The sequence below is a fragment of the Lonsdalea quercina genome (genome assembly GCF_900107885.1).
In the GTDB taxonomy this organism is placed as follows: Bacteria; Pseudomonadota; Gammaproteobacteria; order Enterobacterales; family Enterobacteriaceae; genus Lonsdalea; species Lonsdalea quercina.
In genome coordinates this window covers 94,901-115,679 of sequence record NZ_FNQS01000007.1, presented here as the reverse complement: position 1 = coordinate 115,679, position 20,779 = coordinate 94,901, and the positions used below count along the sequence as shown (strand labels likewise).

The 20,779-nt window shown below is 51.8% G+C and carries 16 protein-coding genes; 10 read left to right on the top strand and 6 right to left on the bottom strand.

Features of this window, described 5'->3' with window-relative positions; translation table 11 throughout:
* Window positions 1-10: 10 nt before the first annotated feature.
* From BLU64_RS11160 to BLU64_RS11140, 5 genes are read left to right on the top strand one after another with little or no spacing between them, the layout of a single operon-like run.
* Window positions 11-2,536 carry a glycosyltransferase family 4 protein gene (locus tag BLU64_RS11160; RefSeq protein ID WP_074728737.1) on the top strand — a complete coding sequence of 842 codons (2,526 nt, stop codon included), beginning with the start codon at window positions 11-13 and terminating at the stop codon, window positions 2,534-2,536.
* 22 nt (window positions 2,537-2,558) lie between these two features.
* Window positions 2,559-3,593 (top strand): GDP-mannose 4,6-dehydratase, encoded by a 1,035-nt coding sequence (gmd, locus tag BLU64_RS11155; protein ID WP_026742156.1) that lies wholly within the window; start codon window positions 2,559-2,561, stop codon window positions 3,591-3,593.
* On the top strand, window positions 3,593-4,489 hold the full coding sequence (locus BLU64_RS11150) for a GDP-mannose 4,6-dehydratase (RefSeq protein WP_026742157.1): 897 nt from the start codon (window positions 3,593-3,595) through the stop codon (window positions 4,487-4,489). The genes gmd and BLU64_RS11150 overlap by 1 nt, the downstream gene beginning before the upstream one ends.
* Window positions 4,490-5,623 carry a glycosyltransferase family 4 protein gene (locus BLU64_RS11145; RefSeq protein ID WP_036152598.1) on the top strand — a complete coding sequence of 378 codons (1,134 nt, stop codon included), beginning with the start codon at window positions 4,490-4,492 and terminating at the stop codon, window positions 5,621-5,623.
* An 8-nt stretch (window positions 5,624-5,631) separates the two neighbouring features.
* Window positions 5,632-6,768 carry a glycosyltransferase family 4 protein gene (locus BLU64_RS11140; RefSeq protein ID WP_175527818.1) on the top strand — a complete coding sequence of 379 codons (1,137 nt, stop codon included), beginning with the start codon at window positions 5,632-5,634 and terminating at the stop codon, window positions 6,766-6,768.
* 75 nt (window positions 6,769-6,843) lie between these two features.
* On the opposite strand, the gene BLU64_RS11135 is transcribed toward BLU64_RS11140, so the two are convergent.
* Entirely contained in the window at window positions 6,844-8,712 is a 1,869-nt protein-coding gene (locus BLU64_RS11135; protein WP_026742159.1) for a polysaccharide biosynthesis protein, read from the bottom strand.
* Window positions 8,713-8,888: 176 nt separating this feature from the next.
* Here BLU64_RS11135 and BLU64_RS11130 point away from each other — a divergent pair, with 176 nt between their 5' ends.
* Both BLU64_RS11130 and BLU64_RS11125 read left to right on the top strand, forming a co-directional pair.
* On the top strand, window positions 8,889-9,854 hold the full coding sequence (locus tag BLU64_RS11130) for a UDP-glucose 4-epimerase family protein (RefSeq protein ID WP_074728735.1): 966 nt from the start codon (window positions 8,889-8,891) through the stop codon (window positions 9,852-9,854).
* 31 nt (window positions 9,855-9,885) lie between these two features.
* Window positions 9,886-10,437 (top strand): sugar transferase, encoded by a 552-nt coding sequence (locus tag BLU64_RS11125; RefSeq protein ID WP_175527816.1) that lies wholly within the window; start codon window positions 9,886-9,888, stop codon window positions 10,435-10,437.
* A 68-nt stretch (window positions 10,438-10,505) separates the two neighbouring features.
* Here the strand turns inward: BLU64_RS11125 and BLU64_RS11120 are convergent, their stop codons facing one another.
* Genes BLU64_RS11120 through BLU64_RS11100 form a run of 5 tightly spaced genes read right to left on the bottom strand, consistent with a single transcriptional unit; the run spans window position 10,506 to window position 15,470 of the window.
* Window positions 10,506-11,813, bottom strand: coding sequence for an ABC transporter substrate-binding protein (locus BLU64_RS11120; protein WP_074728733.1), 1,308 nt, complete (start codon window positions 11,811-11,813; stop codon window positions 10,506-10,508).
* Window positions 11,806-12,891: an ABC transporter ATP-binding protein gene (locus tag BLU64_RS11115; protein ID WP_026742163.1), complete on the bottom strand. Its 1,086-nt coding sequence runs from the start codon at window positions 12,889-12,891 to the stop codon at window positions 11,806-11,808. The genes BLU64_RS11120 and BLU64_RS11115 overlap by 8 nt, the downstream gene beginning before the upstream one ends.
* The gene (locus tag BLU64_RS11110; RefSeq protein WP_074728731.1) at window positions 12,891-13,712 is read right to left on the bottom strand and encodes a phosphodiesterase; all 822 of its coding nucleotides are present in this window, start codon (window positions 13,710-13,712) and stop codon (window positions 12,891-12,893) included. The genes BLU64_RS11115 and BLU64_RS11110 overlap by 1 nt, the downstream gene beginning before the upstream one ends.
* Window positions 13,713-13,723: 11 nt before the next feature.
* Window positions 13,724-14,608: a carbohydrate ABC transporter permease gene (locus tag BLU64_RS11105; protein ID WP_026742165.1), complete on the bottom strand. Its 885-nt coding sequence runs from the start codon at window positions 14,606-14,608 to the stop codon at window positions 13,724-13,726.
* Window positions 14,598-15,470, bottom strand: coding sequence for a carbohydrate ABC transporter permease (locus tag BLU64_RS11100; protein WP_074728729.1), 873 nt, complete (start codon window positions 15,468-15,470; stop codon window positions 14,598-14,600). Before BLU64_RS11100 ends, BLU64_RS11105 begins: the two co-directional genes overlap by 11 nt.
* Window positions 15,471-16,198: 728 nt before the next feature.
* Here BLU64_RS11100 and lpxP point away from each other — a divergent pair.
* The 3 genes from lpxP to BLU64_RS11085 all read left to right on the top strand — a co-directional run bounded on the left by lpxP (window position 16,199) and on the right by BLU64_RS11085 (window position 20,744).
* The gene (gene lpxP / locus BLU64_RS11095; RefSeq protein WP_026742167.1) at window positions 16,199-17,125 is read left to right on the top strand and encodes a kdo(2)-lipid IV(A) palmitoleoyltransferase; all 927 of its coding nucleotides are present in this window, start codon (window positions 16,199-16,201) and stop codon (window positions 17,123-17,125) included.
* A gap of 358 nt (window positions 17,126-17,483) precedes the next feature.
* Complete coding sequence (locus BLU64_RS11090; RefSeq protein WP_026742168.1) at window positions 17,484-18,851, top strand: NCS2 family permease; 1,368 nt, start codon at window positions 17,484-17,486, stop codon at window positions 18,849-18,851.
* A gap of 246 nt (window positions 18,852-19,097) precedes the next feature.
* Window positions 19,098-20,744 (top strand): Na+/H+ antiporter, encoded by a 1,647-nt coding sequence (locus BLU64_RS11085; RefSeq protein ID WP_074728727.1) that lies wholly within the window; start codon window positions 19,098-19,100, stop codon window positions 20,742-20,744.
* Window positions 20,745-20,779 lie beyond the last annotated feature (35 nt).

Here is a 20,779-nt window from a genome sequence, read left to right as displayed (position 1 = left end):
AGAAATAAACGTGCATATTCTTATTGACCTACAAAGTTGCCAGACAGAGAGTAGGTTACGAGGGATTGGTCGCTATTCCCTAATGCTAGCAAAATCTATTATAAATAATGCCTCCGGACATAAAGTTAGCCTGTTATTAAGTGGTCTTTATTCTAATGATCTAACTAATGCAGTGAAAAAGGAATTTTTAGGTTTAGTACCCGATAAAGATATTTATACTTTTTCAGCTTATGGGCCAACGGCTCAAATCAATTATGGCAATAAGGGAAGGGTTAAAGCGGCGGAGATATGCCGAGAGTTAGCTATCGCTAATATTAACCCAGATGTTGTGTGTAATATGGGGTTTACTGAGGGATATCATGGTGATTATATAGTATCATATCCCGATAGCCCAAGTGCAGTCCGTCATTTTACTGTTATTTACGATCTCATCCCATTTTTGTACCCGGAGAGATATTTAACCTCACCCGATTATAAAAATTTTTATATGGGGTTATTGGCCGAATTGCCAAAAGCAGACGGTTTGTTAGCTATTTCTGAGTCAGCCGCAAGTGAGGTTAAAGCCCATACTCAGGTTGAACATGGAAAAGTAACGAATATTTCGTCTGCTTCAAGCTCGAATTTTAAGGTCATAGATGTTTCTGATAAGAGTAAAAGGGCACTCTGGCATAAATACCATATTCCTTCAGAATATATTATGACGATTGGTATCGTCGAGTCTCGAAAAAATATAGAGGCCCTGATCCAAGCTTATGCGGCTTTACCTGCAGAGCTAAAAGAAAAATATGTGCTTCTGCTCGCGTGTCAGATCAAACCTCATGACAAAGAACATTTGCTGGGAATAGCTGCGAAATACGGTCTTCCTGAGCATCATATTGTCTTTACTGGGTTTATTCCTGATGACGATCTTGTTGGGCTTTATAATACTTGTAAGTTGTTTGTTTTCCCTTCCATTCACGAAGGGTTTGGTTTACCGCCCCTTGAAGCCATGAGCTGCGGTGCCGCCACCATTGCATCTAACACAAGCAGTCTCCCCGAAGTGATGGGATGGTCGGAGTCTATGTTCGATCCTCGAGATGTTGACGATATGACCCATCTGATGACTCGTGCTTTGACGGATAGCGAGTTCTATCAGGCGCTTCGCGAAAATGCATTGCGTCAGGCGAAAGAGTTCTCATGGGATAAAACGGCGCAGACAGCGCTGAAGGCTTTTGAAAAGAGCCTTTCTCAGAATCAAATAGACCGTCAGCCAATCACTCCCGAAAGCGCATACCAGCGGGCATTAGCCCGTATTCATGATCTTACAGATGAAGAATTGAATGAGGTAGATCGATTGGGTGTTGCCTGGGCTATTGCCAGAAACTGTTATCAACGTCATCAAAAAGAGCTTTTGGTCGATATATCCGTTCTGGTTGAGGTGGATGCAGCTACGGGCATTCAACGAGTGGTACGTAGTGTATTGTCGAACCTACTGCAGCTTGATATTCCCGGGTATCGTATCAGGCCGGTTTACTGCACTTACGGTGGTGTATTTCGCTATGCGAATACCTTTGTTGCAGAGAAATTTGGTATTAACCATGAGGAAGGAGACGTCCCAGTTTTATTTGCCAAGGATGATATTCTCTTAGGTTTGGATCTTACGGCTCATTTGTTTCCATTTCTTGCCAGGCAGTTGGAAGATGCACGGAAAGCCGGAGCTCGTGTTTATTATGTCGTCTACGATATTATCCCGTTGTTGAATCCTCAATGGTGTTCGGAAGGAATACAAGCCGCTTTTCCCGTGTGGCTAGAATCGTTAGCGGGTCATACAGATGGGTTAGTCTGCATTTCAAAAAGCGTGGCTCATGAAGTCAAACAATGGCTATCTGAGCATGCTAATGAATACACTATCAATCCCTATCTCGAAATCAAACATTTCCATTTAGGCGCGGATCTTTCCTCCAGCCTTCCTTCGATGGGACTGCCAGCCGATTCTGACGAAATTTTGTCAAAGATTAGGAAGAGAACGACCTTTCTGATGGTGAGTACTATCGAGCCCCGAAAAGGTCATGCCCAGGTCATTGCCGCTTTTGACAAGCTTTGGGAACTTGGCGTTGACTGTAATCTTGTCATTGTCGGTAAAAAAGGGTGGGACATTGACGCTCTAATTAATAAAATAACGAGTCATCAGCAGTTCAACGAAAAACTCTTTTGGTTGAATGGGATTAGTGATGAATTCTTGAGCGAAATTTATGCTAATGCGCAGGCACTGATTGTGGCGTCACTGGCTGAGGGCTTCGGATTACCTGTTATCGAAGCTGCTCAGAACGGTTTGCCGATCATTTGTCGAGACATTCCGGTGTTAAGAGAAGTGGCTGCCGAAAACGCCCTTTATTTCCGAGGTGATGAACCGGAAGATGTTGTTGTGGCGATACAAAAATGGATGAAGATGGATGAGAACGGCACGACGATTCAGTCGAAGGCTATTCCTTGGCTTACGTGGAAAGAAAGTACTCTACAATTGCTGGAACAACTTCCCATTGCTAAATTAAAATAATTTTTAATATATAGGATTGAGTATGAAAACTGCAGTAATTACCGGCATCACTGGCCAAGACGGCGCTTATCTTGCTGAGCTGTTGTTGGATAAAGGCTATGTAGTATACGGAACTTACCGTCGCACCAGTTCAGTCAACTTCTGGCGTATTGAAGAGCTGGGAATCGATAAAAATCCTAACTTGCATCTGGTCGAATATGACCTGACCGACCTTTCTGCCAGCATTCGTCTACTGCAGCAAACCCAGGCGACAGAGGTTTATAACTTGGCAGCCCAAAGTTTTGTCGGTGTTTCGTTTGAACAGCCACTGACGACAGCCGAAATCACAGGGATTGGCCCGGTTAACCTGCTTGAAGCAATCCGTATTGTTAATCCGAAGATTCGATTCTATCAGGCCTCAACTTCCGAAATGTTTGGCAAGGTTCAGGCTATTCCTCAAAAAGAGGACACGCCTTTCTACCCTCGTAGCCCTTATGGTGTTGCCAAGTTGTATGCACACTGGATGACGATTAACTACCGCGAAAGTTACGATATTTTTGCGTCTAGCGGGATTCTGTTCAATCACGAATCCCCGTTGAGAGGACGTGAGTTCGTGACGCGTAAAATCACTGACTCTGTGGCCAAAATCAAACTAGGCAAACTGGATGTCTTAGAACTTGGCAATATGGATGCTAAACGCGATTGGGGCTTTGCCAAAGAGTATGTCGAAGGTATGTGGCGTATGCTGCAAGCCGACAAGCCGGATACATTTGTTCTTGCAACTAATCGTACCGAAACAGTGCGTGATTTCGTTGAAATGGCGTTCAAAGCGGCGGGTTATACCTTGCGCTTTGAAGGTAAGGACGAAAACGAGATCGGTGTGGATGTTGCCACCGGCAAGACACTGGTTCGGGTTAATCCTAAATATTTCCGTCCTGCAGAAGTTGAGCTATTGATTGGTAACCCAGAGCGCGCAAAAGAAGTGTTAGGCTGGGAGCCAAAAACGTCTCTGGAAGAGTTATGCCAGATGATGGTTGAGGAAGATCTGCGCCGTAATCAGCAAGGGTTTTCTTTCTGATGTTGGCTACTGGCAAACGTGCCCTGATTACCGGGATCAATGGGTTCACTGGCCAGTATATGGCAGCGGAGTTATCCGCTGCCGGATTCCGGGTATTCGGGATGGGTTCCATGCCATCGGAAGAAGCCGATTACCATCAGGTGGATTTGCTTGATCTTGATGCTTTAACCAAAGCCGTCGACGAGATCGCGCCTGATGTGGTAGTGCATCTTGCTGCTATTGCATTTGTGGGTCATGGGGACGTTAATGCCTTTTATAACGTTAACCTGTTGGGAACGCGAAATTTGCTCCAGGCTTTGCATTCGTCGGGCCGTCAATTAGATGCAGTACTGCTTGCCAGTAGTGCTAACGTCTATGGCAATAGCACTGAAGGGACGCTCAGTGAGAATACGCGAGTTAATCCAGCCAATGACTACGCTGTCAGTAAATTAGCCATGGAATATATGGCAAGTTTATGGGGGGATAAATTACCTATTATTATCGCTCGCCCATTTAACTATACCGGCGTGGGTCAGGCGGATAATTTTCTCTTGCCGAAAATCGTTAAGCATTTTAAACAAAGAGCTTCCACTTTAGAGCTAGGAAATATTGACGTTTGGCGAGATTTTACAGATGTGCGGGCGCTGTGCCGTGCCTATTTAGGGTTATTGAAGATCAAGCCCGTAGGAGAAACGGTTAATGTTTGTTCAGGAAAGGTATACTCGATCCGTGATGTCATACATCTGTGCGAAAAAATAACTGGTCACACTTTAACAATTTCAGTCAATCCTGCCTTTGTTAGGGCAAATGAAGTTAAGACACTTTGTGGAGATGCAACAAAGTTACGTTCAATCATTGGTACATGGGATACGCCTGCCCTTGAAGAAACTCTTCGTTGGATGCTGGAAAGCGAATAAATGAAAGTCATATTCGGTACAGATTCTATTAGGTACCCTTTAACTGGAATTGGTCGTTATGCTTACGAGTTAGCGGCTTGTTTAGAAAAAAGCTCAGAGATCTCTGAGCTTTTGTTTCTTCGAGGAAGGACATTATCTAACAACATTCCTGTTGCTAAAGAAACAATATCATCAGGGTTCAGTCTACGTAGAATATTGCTTAAAAGTAGATTGATTTCAGAGATTTATCGTCATACTGTACCCTCACTGAAGTCGCAAACATTAAAAAAACATCGTGATGCTATTTACCATAGCCCTAACTTTTACTTGCCTCCCAAAGTAGGTCCAAGTGTGGCGACATTTCACGATCTTTCCATCTTTACTTGGCCTCAATGCCATCCGAAAGCTCGTATTAGATTTATGCAAAAAGAATTACTCTTAACGATCAAACGAGCAGATATTCTGATCACTGATTCGGATTTTACGCGTAGAGAGCTCGCGGATTATTTCAATTTCCCTTTGGACAGAGTTTATTCTGCGCATTTAGCAAGCAGTGGGGACTTTTACCCACGCGAGTTTCAAGCTATCACAACAGTGATTGCAGAGTATGGACTCAGTGCGGGCAATTATTGCTTATTTACTGGCTCTATCGAGCCCCGTAAAAATATTGAAACACTTCTTGATGCTTATGAACGACTGCCATTAGCGCTGCGACAGAGATATCCATTAGTTATCTGTGGTTTTAAGGGCTGGAGCAGTGATGCTTTACATCACCGTTTCGAGAAGGGACAACGTGCAGGATGGTTGCACTATTTAGGCTATATGAAGTCTGCTGATCTTCCCTACTTATTTGCAGGTGCGCATAGTTTTATCTTTCCTTCTCTTTATGAGGGATTCGGTTTACCTGTCCTGGAGGCTATGGCATCTGGCGTGCCTGTCATATGCTCAAATAGTTCATCTCTCCCTGAAGTTGTCGGTGATTGTGCGTTGATGTGTGATCCTCTGGATACGGAATCGCTAACTGAGTTGATTCAAAAAAGTATCGAAGATGATATGTGGCGCAATCAGGCTAAAGCAGATGGTTTAGCACGCGCTGCGCTGTTTTCATGGCAACGTTGCGCTCAAGAGACGATTCGCGCTTACCAGAAAATTTGAGATTTTATATGTTGAAAGTTTTGCACTTTTATAAAACCTATTATCCGGATACATTCGGAGGAGTAGAACAGGTCATATTTCAATTGAGTGAAACAGTTAGTCGTCGTGATATTTCTGTGACAACGCTAACGTTAAGTCCACGGGGTAATATTGATGGTGGAGTAGTTGGATCTCATTCATCCTATTATTCAAAAACAAGTTTTGAGCTGGCATCTACGCCATTTTCTTTCAACGCTATAAAAAAATTCAAAAAATTAGCAGAGCAGGCTGATATTATTCATTATCATTTCCCTTATCCATTTATGGATATTTTGCATTTTATTTCAGGTGTCAGAAAACCCAGTATTGTGAGTTATCATTCTGATATCGTGAAACAAAAGTTCGCCCTAAAAATCTACTCGCCATTAATGAATAAGTTTTTAAGTTCTGTCGATTATATCGTTGCATCCTCTCCTAACTATTTGGCTTCAAGCTCTACCTTGCAAAAATTTTCATCTAAGGTGAAAGTCATACCTTATGGACTGGATAGAAACCTTTATCAATCCGTCGGTGCTGAAAGATTAGATTATTGGCGCGGACGACTCGGTGAACGTTTCTTCCTTTTTGTCGGTGCTTTCCGATATTACAAAGGACTGGATGTCCTTTTGAATGCAATGGAAGGCGTAGACTATCCATTAGCCATCGTTGGAGTTGGCTCATTGGAATCGGAACTTAGAAAGCAAGCCGAAGATTTAAGATTGAAAAATACACATTTTCTCGGGTTACTTTCAGAAGAAGATAAAATTGCACTACTACAACTCTGTTGTGGCGTGGTATTCCCTTCTCACCTTCGTTCTGAAGCATTTGGTATCACGTTGCTTGAAGGCGCTATGTATGCCAAGCCTCTTATTTCGTGCGAGATTGGTACAGGCACAACGTATATTAACGTCGATGGGGAAACCGGAATCGTCGTTCCTCCAGAAGATTCCGGCGCGCTCAAATTGGCAATGACTACTCTTTGGGAAAATCCTTTATTAGCAAAAGATTATGGCGAAAAAGCGCTTGCACGCTTCAATCATTTGTTCACTTCCGAGAAAATGACGCAAAGTTACATAGAGCTTTACCAAGAGATGATGGAGAATAGAACGGTTTCCGACCGCCAATAGATGAATAGAAATAATCTTATTTTCTCTGAAATTAGCCCCAAACGCTGCGGGGTTAAATATTACCATCCAAATATTTTATAGTGCATTCACCACATATCCTGTTGGCGCTTCCAATAAAATTTTCTTAATGCCTTCGACATTGAAACGGTGACAGGCTTCATCTAACTCTTTTAGCAAGTCCTCCATCTCTTTCCAGCTTAACTTTTCCTCTAGCGCCGTCATGATTTTAGGGTGAGAAGTCCCTTCCACATTTTCGCTGATCAAAAGCTCCTCATAGAGTTTCTCTCCTGGGCGCAGACCGGTGAACTTAATGGCGATATCGCCTTCCTCACCAGAGCCTTCAACATATTCTTTCATCCCCATCAAATGAATCATCCGACGGGCGAGATCGAGAATTTTCACTGGTTCACCCATATCCAGAACGAAGACCTGGCCGTTGTTGCCCATGGCGCCGGCCTGAATCACCAGCTGGGCGGCTTCGGGGATCAGCATGAAGTAGCGAATGATATCCGGGTGGGTAACGGTGACCGGTCCGCCCTGGCGAATTTGTTTTTTAAATAATGGGACAACGGAACCGGAAGATCCCAATACGTTGCCAAAACGCACCATGGTGAACACGGTTTGTCCCTGCCTGTCGGCCTGCGCTTGCAAGACCAACTCTGCCAGCCGTTTACTGGCCCCCATGATATTAGTGGGACGTACGGCTTTATCAGTAGAAATGAGGGTGAAGCTGTTTACGTTCGCCTCGATGGCGGCTTCAGCACAGGCGAGTGTTCCGAAAACGTTATTGCGAATGCCTTCGATAACATTGTCTTCAACCAACGGTACGTGTTTGTATGCCGCCGCATGGTATACCGTGTCGACGTGGTTATCGCGCATCACTTTGAGCAGACGGTTCTGTTTTTGAACGGAACCCAGAGTGGTGACAACCCGAGTTTCGAGTCCCAGCCGCTGTTTGATGCTTTGTAACTCCTGATCGATGGTATAGAGGTTGTATTCGTTCAGTTCAAACAGCACCAGCGTGCTGGGTTTCAGGGCAATAATTTGGCGGCAAAGTTCAGCGCCGATGGAGCCGCCAGCTCCGGTGACCATCACAGATTTCTGAAAGATGTTTTTCGTCAGCAGCGCTTGGTCGGGGTCGACCGGCGCGCGCCCTAAAAGGTCTGCTACCTCCAGGTCTCTGACTTCTGTCGCGTGAGCGCGTCCCGCGACAATATCTTCCATGGAGGGCACTGACTGGACTTCAATAGGCCAGTGAGACAATTTTTCCAACAGCCTGAGTCGAAGGCCTTTCTTGATGTTGTTGATGGCCAAGAGCAATTTGACGGGTTGATACAGCTTTTGCAGCGTATCGAATTCGCCGCTGTGGTGGACGCGAATACCGCAGATAATCTGGCCTGCTTTACGTACATCATCATCCAGGATCACGACGGGATGGAACTCGTCGCCTTGCGTTAAAGCATAGGCAAGATCGCGACCAGTAGCCCCGGCCCCGTAGATAAAGACGTTAGGCTTTTGGCGTTTGTAATAGTGATAGTAGAAGCTGCGAATAAAAACACGTGGACTACCCAGGCTCAGGATCGCTAACCCCGCATAGATAAAGGGGACGCTGCGCGGCACGAAAGACTGAAAGAAAAAGCTGCTCAGGGCAAGCGTCAAAGTCGACAAGATGACAGCGAAGAACACGTTGCCCAAGGCTGGCAGCATCATGTAGCGCAGTACGGCGCGGTACATCCCGCATCGAATAAACACGGCGATGGTGATCACCAACGTCACCAACAGGCTGGCTATTTCCGAAAGGCCAACATGGAAGGTGTAAGTGCCCAGACGAAAGGCAACCGCCAGATAGAGCGAAAAGATAATCGCGGCAACATCATACAGAACGGTAACGATACGTTTGTTTTTTCTTGGCGCGTTAAGCAATGCATGAATGGGGTTAAACATCTAAAGCCTGGATGTCAGATGATGAAATTGGGTTTTGTTGTTACTATCCACAACCATTGTAGACACCCCTTTTTTTATTAGCTAGCGGGAAGTATATCCCCTCATAGTGTGAGGTTAATATGTATACGATGGCGTCCGCTATCTTACGAGTGTCGGCTTTGGAAAGGTAATTCATTTTGAAACTATTAGTGACAGGAAGTACTGGGTTTATTGGGCGCCGCGTCGTTGAACTGGCTCAAGCTCAGGGAATATCGTGCCTGTCCCATCGCAGTGAGAAGCAGGGCGCTGCAAATCAGGAAGGCGTCGTCTACAAAAATCTGTCGGCCAATGCGAACTGGCGTGAGGCGCTTGATGGTATCGATACCGTCATTCACTGTGCGGCTCGCGTACACCAGATGCAGGACGCGCAGCGCGATTCGCTGTCGCTATACCGCGAGACCAACGTGGCCGGGACGTTAACGCTGGCTCGCCAGGCGGCGGAGGCCGGGGTGAAGCGTTTCGTGTTTCTCAGCTCCATCAAGGTCAACGGAGAAGTAAGCCCACCCGATCATCCTTTCACACCTGACGTCACGCAGCCTCCGCAAGATCCTTACGGCCTGAGTAAATATGAAGCTGAGCAGGGCCTGTGGCGGATTGCGCGTGAGACCGGGCTTCAAGTCACGGTGATTCGCCCGCCGTTGGTTTATGGGCCTGGCGTAAAAGCTAACTTCCGTACGATGATGAATTGGATCCGCAAAGGGTTACCCTTGCCGCTGGCGGCCGTAAAGAACAAACGCAGCCTGGTTTTTGTCGATAATCTGGCGGACCTTATCTTGCTATGCGCCCATCATCCGCAGGCCCCGGGCGAAACCTTTCTGGTCTCAGACGATCACGATGTGTCTACCGCTGAGCTGCTCACTGATATGGCGACGGCGTTGGGCGTCGCCAGTCGAATTTGGCCGATGCCGCCGCGCTGTCTGTTATGGGCGGCGAAGGCGCTGGGCAAAGCGCCCGTCGCGGAAAGATTATTGGGGTCGCTGCAGATCGATATTTCTCACACCTGCGATCGTCTGGCGTGGCGGCCCGTTGTGGCTTATCCTCAGGCGCTTGCGCTGACCGCCAGCGCCTATCAGGCTGAGCGCGACCTGACGGGCAACGCCTGATTTAACCGATAAAGATCAAGGTGTAATACACATGATGTATCGTTTTTTAGATATCACGCTCGCGTTGATTGGACTCTTTTGTTTATGGCCCGTGATGGGGGTTATTTATCTCATCGGGCTGTTCGATACCGGCTCGCCGGTGTTCATTCAGCAGCGGGTAGGGCGTCACCAACGGCCTTTCAAACTGATTAAATTCCGCACCATGGCGGTCGCGACCGAGTCGGTGGCGACGCATTTGGCCAACCGCCATGCGGTGACCCCGCTGGGCGCTTTTTTGCGTAAAACCAAGCTGGACGAGCTACCGCAATTAATCAATGTGGTTCGGGGCGAAATGAGTCTGGTGGGGCCGCGCCCCTGTCTGTTCAACCAGCGGGAACTGATTGAGGAACGTCAGTCTCGTGGCGTATTTGACGTTCTGCCGGGCATTACCGGGTTGGCGCAGATCAATGCCATCGACATGTCTACGCCGCAGAAGTTGGCGGAATGGGATCAGCGCATGATTCAGACCCTGACGGTGAAACGCTATTTTCGCTATCTGCTGCTTACGGTGGTGGGTAAAGGCGCGGGCGACCGCGTGCGCTGAGATTGCCCGCCCGCGGCCTGCCGACGGTCACGGGGGGGCCAGGCAGCCACTCCCTGGCCGCCAAAGGCTTACCTCACGTCCTCTAATGCCGTTTGGTCCACATAGGGCTTCATCAAGCTGTCCGCTTCGCGCTGGGCGGCATTGGCGGCCTCCTGCGGCGTCACCTTTTCACTGTTCACTACGGCCGCCAGCTGGTTTTCCATCGCTTTACGTACCGCCACCGTTTCGTAAGTGGCGTACCACGGGTGGGCATAGCTCAACTGCTGCAATGCCGTTTCGGCGCGCGGATCGGCTGCCAGATAGGCCTTCATCTCCGGCGTCTCATAGGCGGCTTTTCGCGGCGAGAAGTAGCCGGTAAAACGGCTCCAACTGCCGTTGACCTGCGGACTGACCAGATAGGTCAGGAACTGGTAAGCTGCCTTTTTCTGCGCTTCCGAGATGCCTTTGAAACTGACCAGGCTACCGCCGCCGATCGGCACCGCGCGCTGTAGGCGCGCCGGCAACATCGCCACGCCCAGTTCGAAATTCTGACTGTTTTCCCGCATGAAGCCGAGCGCGCCGGTGCTCAGCATCGCCATCCCCAATTTGCCGGAAAAAAATGCCGCACCGATCTGTTTGGAATTGAGCACGCCGGACGGCATCACCTTGTCGCGATAAATCAGGTTCTGCCAGAAACGCAGCGCACCTATCGTCGAGGGCGCATTGTAGTAAACCTCGCCGGGGTAGTCTGGATTGAAGTACTGACCGCCGTTGGCGCGCGTCAGCGCCGAGAGTAGCCAGGCACCATAATCGTCGTTGGTGGAGGGCAGCATGATCCCCCACTGTCCTTTGCTCTGGTCTGTCAGTTTCTGCGCGATCTCCCGCATCTCCCGCCAGGTCTGCGGCGGCTGTTTGATACCGGCCTGGTCGAACAGGGTTTTGTTGTAATACAGGATCGGCGTCGAGTTATGGAACGGAATGGCGTAGGTGACACCCATCACCTGCGCGTTTTGATGCATAGCGGGCCAGAACTCGCTGTGCAGGAATGCCGAGGCTTTTTGATCGCCAAATTTGAACAGCTCGTCCATGGGCAAGATTTCCTGTTTCAGCGCCAGATCGGTCGTGAAGTTGGCTGACATGATGACCAGCGCGGGCGGCTGTCCGGCCTTGGCCGCCGCCTCCGCTTTGATTTTGGTGGTGTCATAGTTGCCGGTGAAAATGCCGCGCACCTCAACCTCCTGCTGTGACTGGTTAAAGTCTCGGATGACGCGAGTCATCTCCATCGTCAGTTTGCCGTCGACCGGCGCCGGAAACATGAAGTCGATATTTTGTTTGGCTAGCGCGCCGCCGGCGAATGACATCGCCAGTCCGAACGCCAGCAGTTTGATACTACGCATGAGGGATCTCCTGAAATAGGTTATGACCGGTAGCCGCATCAAATAGATGAATATCCGTGGACTCGATGCCAAGACGTACAGGATCGCCGCGATCGGGAACGTCGCCCCGATTTCTACGGCAGTAGCGGAGCATGCCGATGGCGGTCTCTACGTGTAGCAAGTACTCACCACCGAGCAGCTCTCGCTGCGTGACGCGTCCAGCCAACTGAAATGTATGTACGCCCGGCTCGGGCTGATCGATGAGGTGTTCTGGCCGCACGCCGAAAACGATCTCGGGAATGTGAGTGGCCTGCGTGGGGAGCATTAGCGTGTCTTCATCGAGCATGACGCTGCCGTTGCGACAGGAAAGCCGGACCAGATTCATGGCGGGGGAGCCGATAAACCCCGCGACAAACACGTTAGCCGGATACGCGTAGAGCTGCTCCGGAGTGCCGATCTGTTGCAACTCTCCGCGATCCATCACCGCAATACGATCGGCCATCGTCATCGCTTCGATCTGATCATGGGTGACATAGACCGTGGTGGTCTTTAACTGGCGGTGCAACGCCATGATGCCGTCTCGAACATCGGTGCGCAGGCGCGCATCCAGATTCGACAGCGGCTCATCCATCAGAAACAGACGTGGGTTGCGTACGATAGCGCGCGCCATGGCCAGCCGCTGACGTTGCCCGCCCGACAGTCGGCCCGGCTTCCGGTCCAGCAGGGCTTCCAGCTGTAGCAAGCGGACCGCGTCTTCCAGTCGCGCCTGACGTGTCGCTTTGGGTTCCCGCCGTATCCGCATGCCGAAAGTGATGTTGTCCCTGACCGTTAAGTGCGGAAATAGCGCGTAGTTCTGGAAAATCATGGCGAAATTGCGCTCGCGCGGCGACGTGGCCGTGACATCTTCTCCTTCAAGCCAAATCTGGCCCTCGCTGGGGCTTTCCAGACCGGCCAACAGCCGCAGGAGCGTGCTCTTCCCGCAGCCGGAGGGGCCAACCAGCACCAGAAACTCGCCGGAAGCGATCTCTAACGAGACCGACGTCAGCGCCGATTTGCCCTCGAAGCGTTTGCCGAGATTCTGTAGTCGTATCTGGCTCATCACGCGTCGTCCAGCGGGCAGCTAATGGCCGCGTTATACAGCCACGGTCCGGGATAATGCGACAGCGGATGCAGGTAGCTCACCAGCTGATTATCCACCAGGCGGTGCATCAGACAGGCGGCGGGGGACATATCGTAATAAGGGCGCGCGTCTTTATGGTGATAAGGCACCTGATGCACGGTCCCGGGAATGGTTGCGATAATCGCCTGACGATATTGGGTGAAGATCATGCAGTGATTATGGCCGCAGAAAACACGGATGAGGGCCGGGAAACGCTCGATGAGCGCCAACAGACGGTGCCCGTTTTCACAGGCAATGTGATCCATTTGGGCGGAGCCTAGCGCCAGCGGCGGGTGGTGCATGAAAATAGCGACGGGCTTGTCGTCGAGGCGGAGCTGACCTTCCAGCCAGTTCAACGTCTCTTCCGTCAGCCATCCTTTAGACGATCCTGCCTGGCTTGAGTCGATAAACAGCAGGCGCAGCGGGTAATCGTCGATGGCGTAACGGATATTTTGTGGATCGAAGCCGATCTGCGGACAGATGGCGTGTAGATACTCCTGAAAATAGGTTTTGTCATCATGATTGCCGGGGATGAGATAGAGCGGGTAGTCCAGCGCCCCCAGCGTCTGGCGCGCCAGGCGATATTCCGCCGCTTGGCCGCAGTTGACGATGTCGCCGCTGACGACCACCGCGTCAGGGCGTTCCTTCAGTGCATTGAGCTGGGACACCACGTCCGCGTTGGCCGCGTTGACATCAATGAATCCATACAGGTTTTGTCCCTGGTGACGAAAATGCGTATCTGAAATATGCGCTAACAGCATGAGTCACTCCGTTATTTTATTCCTGAGAAGCCGAAGCTTTTGAGGAACTGTTTTTGGAACAGGATGAAAGCCAGCATCAGCGGCAGGCAGACCATTAGCGTACCGGTGCCGATGGCGCCCCACTGACCGCCGGACTCCGCGCCCATCGCAAAGGACACCAGCCCGACCGTAAGGACCTGTTTGTCCGGATCGTTAAGCATCATCAGCGGCCACAAATACTCGTTCCAGTGGTAGGTCAGGCTAACGGTGGCGAAGGCCATCATGGAGGGCCAGGACATCGGCAGCAGGACGCGATAGACGACCTGCCACCAGCGGCAACCTTCCATCAGGGCCGCTTCTTCGATCTCTTTGGGAATAGTCATAAAGGCCTGGCGCATCAGGAAGACGCCGAAGGCTGAAGTGAAGTAGGGCATCATGACGCCGGTGAGCGTGTTAAGCAGACCAAACTGCTGCAACGTCATCATATTCGGCACCATCATCATCACCGGAATGATCATTAACTGGACCAAAAACAGGATGAACAGCGTCTGTTTGCCGCGGAACTCGTGGCAGGCAAAGACATAGCCTGCCGTGGAAATAGTCAGCAGTTGCACCAACAGGGTGCCGAAGGCGAAGAAGGCGGTATTGGCGTAGAGGCGGATCCAGTCGGCGCTGTACCAGGCGTCACGAAAGTTATCCAGCGTCAGCGGCCAACGGGGTAGCAGAGAAGCCATACCGGGGCCGAACGTGCTGGGGCTGAATGCCGCCGACAGCATCCAGATGAACGGCGCCACCCACAGCAGCGCGGCGCAGATCAGCAGCGCGCCGAGGGTGATGCGCCTGCTTTGGCGCCAGCGTATCCAGGTGGGTCGTGGGACGGTTTCAGTCCGACAGACGGGCGTTAATTCAACGCTCATAGTGCGCTCCTTTTTCCAAGACTTTCAAATTGATGAGCGAGAAGAGGAACAGGGCGAGCAGGGTGATAAATGTGGCGGCGGAGGCTTTGCCGAAGTCATGAGTGTCCCATGCCAGATTCTGGATGTAATAGAGCAGTACGGTGGTGGCGTTATCCGGCCCCCCGTGCGTCATGACGGCGACGTGGTCTATCTGGGTGATGGCGTAAATCAGCGCGGTAGTGAGCACAAAGCTCAGCGTTGGGCGCAGCAGCGGCAGCGTGACGTAGAAGAACACCTGTACCGGCGATGCGCCTTCCATGATGGCGGCTTCGCGCACGGATGCGGGAATGCCTTGCAGACCGGCCAAGAAAAACAGCATGTAGTAGCCTGCGAATTTCCAAATGCCGATCAGGCTCAGGGCCAGCAGCGCGCTATGGCTGCGTCCGAGATAGTTGTTGTTCATGGGGCCGAAGATCTTGGCCAAATGATAGTCCAGCAGCCCCATTCCCGGCATGAATATAAACAGCCACAGCGCGGCGGCGCTCACCATCGGGATAATCATCGGAAAGAAAAAGGCGGTGCGTAACCAGCGGTTTACCGCCGTGTTTTGCCACAAGGCCAGCGCGAGCATCAATGCCAATATCACGCCAGGGATGACCGTCAGCAGGATGTACAACAGGTTGTTCCAGAGCGCGCGCCAGAATACGGGGTCGTCCAGCAGTCGCGCAAAATTGCTCAGACCGACGAACGGCGCGTTATCGCCGGTCATACGGGTATCGAACAGGCTGTCGTAGACCGACCGTAGCAAGGGAAAGTAGGTGAACAGAGCGAGAAACAGCAGTGAAGGCAACAGAATGAGCCAGGGCAACCAGTGACTGCGCATGTGAGGTTTTCCGTCGTCAACGATGAAATTGAGCGGTTATCCTGAGGGGAAAATGCTGCATCCGCATGGCGGAACCATGACGGTTTGGTGACGAGGTCGTGACGTGACCGTCCGTATCGCCAGGCACAACGCCGGGTGAGTCTCTTTGGTGAACTTACTCGGCGACTGCATCCTGCGTGACTGCCCCCTTGACGCAGCGCCGCAATATGAAAATAAAGAAAGTAGAACCCCGGACGGTCTAGGTTGTCGAATTGGACAACAGCGAATGACGTTGGAAAGCAGCGGCACAGGTTGTCTAGACTCAGCGTATGACCTGAGCGGAAATGAGAGGGAGAGAACGCGGTTTTGGCCTCAGGTGTTACGTAGGTTGCGGATTATTCTGATAGGAATGGGCGGCGCCATGTCTGTTCAGCATGTTACACTGCCCGCCGCAGTCGCAGGGCGTGTGCCATCTACGCGCGCACTCTCTTTCTAACAGTCGATATCCCTATCGTTTCAGGCTTTGTTATCGCGTTAAGTTGTGCGCCAGCGTGGACTATTTTAGGTAATATAGTTTTACCATTAATTGTTGGCCTGCCTGGGGTCGATTGTTTCCTCTGCCATTACCATTCCGCTTTAGTCGGTTTTCCCGGCCTGCGTGGTAAGGAATTAACGGTTTTTTTGTCATTTCTGGCATGGTCCGGCTGATAGCTGCTGTCATTCCAGCATGGCGTTACGAGATGATAGCAATGAGCACCACCAAAAAATTCACCAAAGATTTACTCCATCCCCGTTATTGGCTCGTCTGGTCAGGACTGGCCCTCTTATATCTCCTGGTGCAGTTGCCGTATCCGCTGCTGATGTACACCGGGCGCGGGCTGGGTAACGCCGCCCGTTTTTTCCTGAAACGCCGAGTCAGCATCGCCCGCCGCAACCTTGAACTGTGCTTTCCCACCATGTCGCCGCAAAAGCGTGAGGCGATCGTCAAAGAAAACTTCGCTTCACTGGGCATGGCGCTCATGGAAACCGGCATGGCCTGGTTTTGGTCCGATCGCCGCGTACGCGCCTGGTGCGAAGTCGTCGGGCTGGAGAATTTGGAGCAGGCAGGCAGCGAACAGCGGGGCGTTATGGTGATCGGCGTACATTTCATGTCGCTGGAGCTGGGCGGCAGAGCGATGGGATTATGCCGACCGATGATGGCGATGTACCGGCCTCACAACAATAAAGTGATGGAACTGGTGCAGACCTGGGGGCGTTCCCGCTCCAATAAAGCCATGATCGATCGCAAAGATTTACGCGGCATGGTGCAGGCGCTGAAACGCGGCGAGGCGGTCTGGTTCGCGCCGGATCAGGACTATGGCCCGCGCGGCAGCGTATTCGCGCCGTTCTTCGCCGTCCCTCGGGCGGCGACGACCAGTGGAACGTTCACGATCAGCAAGCTGGCCAATCAGCCAGCGATGGTGACCACCATCTTGATCCGCAAACCGAAGTGCAAGGGCTATCAACTGGTGATTCAACCCGAGTTAAAGGACTATCCACAAAACGACGAAACGCAGGCGGCGAGCTATATGAACCGCGTGATCGAGCAGGAGATCATGCGCGCGCCGGAACAGTATCTCTGGTTGCACCGGCGGTTCAAAACTCGACCGGTAGGAGAAGCGTCGCTTTACCTCTAAAGGCTTCCTCAATTTAAAGACGGGCAACCGCTCATGGCGGATTGCCCGTCTTTGATCATGAAGGAATGTCGGTGCAATAAATAAATAGTTTTTGAAATTGCCGCCCTAAAAACGGGATAATCGCAGGCTTACTTTACGGCAGCAAACGTTGTCCCGACGTTGTCGGGGCTTTAGGGGGCGTTTCTGTCGCGGGTGATGAACCAGGTTGTTTGTCTTAGGCAAGGGATAAACGGCGTGGCGTTAGCTGAATTTTGGCTCCGTTTCTGCTTCACCCCATCTCTGGTCGGTCACCTCGTGCGTGTCGTCCGGATTAGATGAACAGAGACTTAATAATAATGACTTAGCAAGGGATACCACCATGTCCAATTCTACTCGTCAGGCTGATGAGGCTGCCCGTCCTCGCGGCGCACTCGACGCTTTCTTCAAAATCGCTCAGCGAGGCAGCAGCGTACGTCAGGAAATACTGGCGGGTCTCACCACGTTTCTGGCGATGGTTTACTCGGTTATCGTCGTTCCCAGCATGTTGGGAAAAGCCGGCTTTCCGCCTGCGGCTGTCTTTGTTTCAACCTGTCTGGTGGCGGGCTTCGGCTCTCTGCTGATGGGGCTGTGGGCCAATCTGCCGATGGCTATCGGCTGCGCAATCTCTCTGACCGCGTTCACGGCGTTCAGTCTGGTGCTGGGGCAGAATATCAGCGTGCCGGTCGCGCTGGGCGCCATTTTCATGATGGGCGTGCTGTTTACCATTATCTCCGCCACGGGGATCCGTTCCTGGATCTTGCGTAACCTGCCGCAAGGGGTAGCGCATGGCGCGGGTATCGGTATTGGTCTGTTTTTGTTGATCATTGCCGCTAACGGTATCGGTCTGGTGGTGAAAAACCCGGGCGCCGGTCTGCCGGTCGCGATGGGCGAGTTTACGGCGTTCCCGGTCATGATGTCGCTGCTGGGGCTGGCGGCGACAATCGGTCTGGAAAAACGTCGTGTTCCCGGCGGCATTCTGATTGTCATTATCGCCATTTCCGCACTCGGCCTGATTTTTGATCCGAACGTGACCTACCACGGTTTGTTCGCATTGCCGAGCCTGAGCGATGCCTCTGGTCAGTCGTTGTTCTTCAATCTGGATATCAAAGGCGCGCTGCAGCCTATCGTCCTGCCGAGCGTGTTGGCGCTGGTCATGACGGCGGTATTCGATGCGACCGGGACCATTCGCGCGGTAGCGGGGCAGGCGAATTTGCTGGATAAAGACGGTCAGATCATCAGCGGCGGTCGTGCGCTGACGGCCGACTCCGTGAGCAGCATTTTCTCCAGTCTGATGGGGACCTCGCCTGCGGCGGTTTACATCGAGTCCGCAGCCGGTACGGCGGCCGGAGGGCGCACGGGGCTGACGGCGACGGTGGTCGGCGTACTGTTCCTGCTGATGCTATTCCTGTCTCCGCTCTCCTATCTGGTGCCGAACTACGCCACCGCGCCCGCGCTGATGTACGTCGGCCTGTTGATGCTGAGCAACGTATCCAAGCTGGACTTCAACGATTTCGTCGACGCGATGGCCGGTTTGGTCTGCGCTGTCTTTATCGTGCTGACGTGCAACATCGTGACCGGCATCATGCTCGGTTTTGGTTCGCTGGTACTGGGTCGGGTTTTCTCCGGCGAATGGCGCAAGCTGAATGTGGGCACGGTCATCATCGCGGTTGCGCTGGTGGTGTTCTACGCCGGCGGCTGGGCGCTGTGATACTGTCGCAAAGACTGTAATAGCGAGAGGGGAACGTTATCGTTCCCCTTTTTGTCAACTCATTTCCTTTTTTCTTTTTTCGTTGCCTTTTCATCGCGTTCCTTCTGTTATTATTTTCTTAGGTCGATGACGACATTGCTCGAACGACGCTTAAGGTCAATGCCCTACGCGGCCCAGCCAGAAACATGTCACGTCACCTCACCGGTGTAAGCGCGTTGATCGGTTACAGCAAGAACTAAGGAAAGCATGGAAATATTTTTTACCATCTTGATTATGACGCTGGTGGTTTCTTTGTCCGGCGTTATCACACGTATTCTGCCCTTTCAGATACCGTTGCCACTGATGCAGATTGGCCTGGGGGCGGTGTTGGCCTGGCCTAAGTTCGGTTTACACGTCGATTTCAATCCTGAACTGTTCATGGTGTTGTTCATCCCGCCGCTGTTGTTCGCCGACGGCTGGAAGACGCCGACGAGAGAGTTCCTTCGCCATATGCGAGAGATCCTCGGGTTGGCTCTGCTGCTCGTTCTTATCACCGTTGTCGGCATGGGATATCTCATTCATTGGATGGTGCCGGATATGCCGCTGGTGGCCGCCTTCGCGCTGGCGGCGGTGTTGTCGCCGACGGATGCGGTGGCGCTGTCGGGGATTGTCGGCGAGGATCGCATTCCGAAAAAACTGATGGGGATCCTGCAGGGCGAAGCGCTGATGAACGACGCGTCCGGTCTGGTATCGCTCAAGTTCGCCATCGCTATCGCCATGGGCACGATGGTGTTTACCGTGCATGGCGCCACGCTGGAATTTCTGCAGGTGGCTCTGGGCGGCTTGCTGGCGGGGATTGCCATCACCTGGGTCTACAGTAAATCGCTCGGGTTGATCAGTCGCTGGAGCGATGACGACGCCGCAACGCAAATCGTCCTGCTGCTCCTGCTGCCGTTCGCCGCTTATCTGATTGCGGAACACTTGGGCGTGTCGGGCATTTTGGCGGCAGTCGCGTCGGGGATGACGATTAGCCGCTCGGGCATGATGCGCAGCGCGCCGTTGAACATGCGCCTGCGTGCCAACAGCGTCTGGTCCATGCTGGAGTTTGTGTTTAACGGCATGGTGTTTCTGATGCTGGGGCTACAGCTGCCGAGCGTGCTGGAGGAGTCGATCGTTCAGGCGCAGAGAGACCCGACGATTGAGACCTGGATGCTGTTTACCGATATCGGCATCATCTACTTTGCGCTGCTGCTCCTGCGTTTTTGCTGGGTATGGCTGATGAAGCATTACAGTTTACACATTCAGAACAAACGCCCGATGGTGTTCGCGGAGTACTCCGCGCGCGAGCTGTGGATCGTCTCGTTTGCCGGAGTGCGTGGTGCCATCACGCTGGCGGGCGTGTTGTCCATCCCGCTGTTGCTGAGTGATGGCAGTGATTTCCCCTCCCGCTACCAATTGGTCTTTATCGCGACCGGCGTCATCCTGTTTTCATTGATGTGTGGGGTGATTGCGCTACCGCTGTTGCTCAAAGGCATTGTAATGACGGACAAAAGTTCGCATAAAAAAGAGGAACGACTGGCCCGTACCGCCATGGCCAAAGTCGCCATCGATAGCCTGTTGAAAATGCAGGAGCGTTTGGCGGCCGACCGTGAGGATAATATCGATGAACAGGTGTTGAATGAGGTCTGCGCGCAGGTCATCGGGATGTTGCGTCGGCGTGTGACCGGCAATGATGAGCTGGAAGCCAGTATTGCGATTGAGAACCTGGAACGCCGTTTCAGACTGGCCGCCGTCAACGCGGAACGCGCCGAACTTTATCACCTGCGTGCGACGCAGCAGATCAGCAATGAAACGCTGCAAAAGATGCTGCGCGAGCTGGATCTGCTGGAAGCAGTGCTGATCGAAAAGGTCTAGGTCAGGCTATGCCCCGTTGCTCGATACTGACGTTG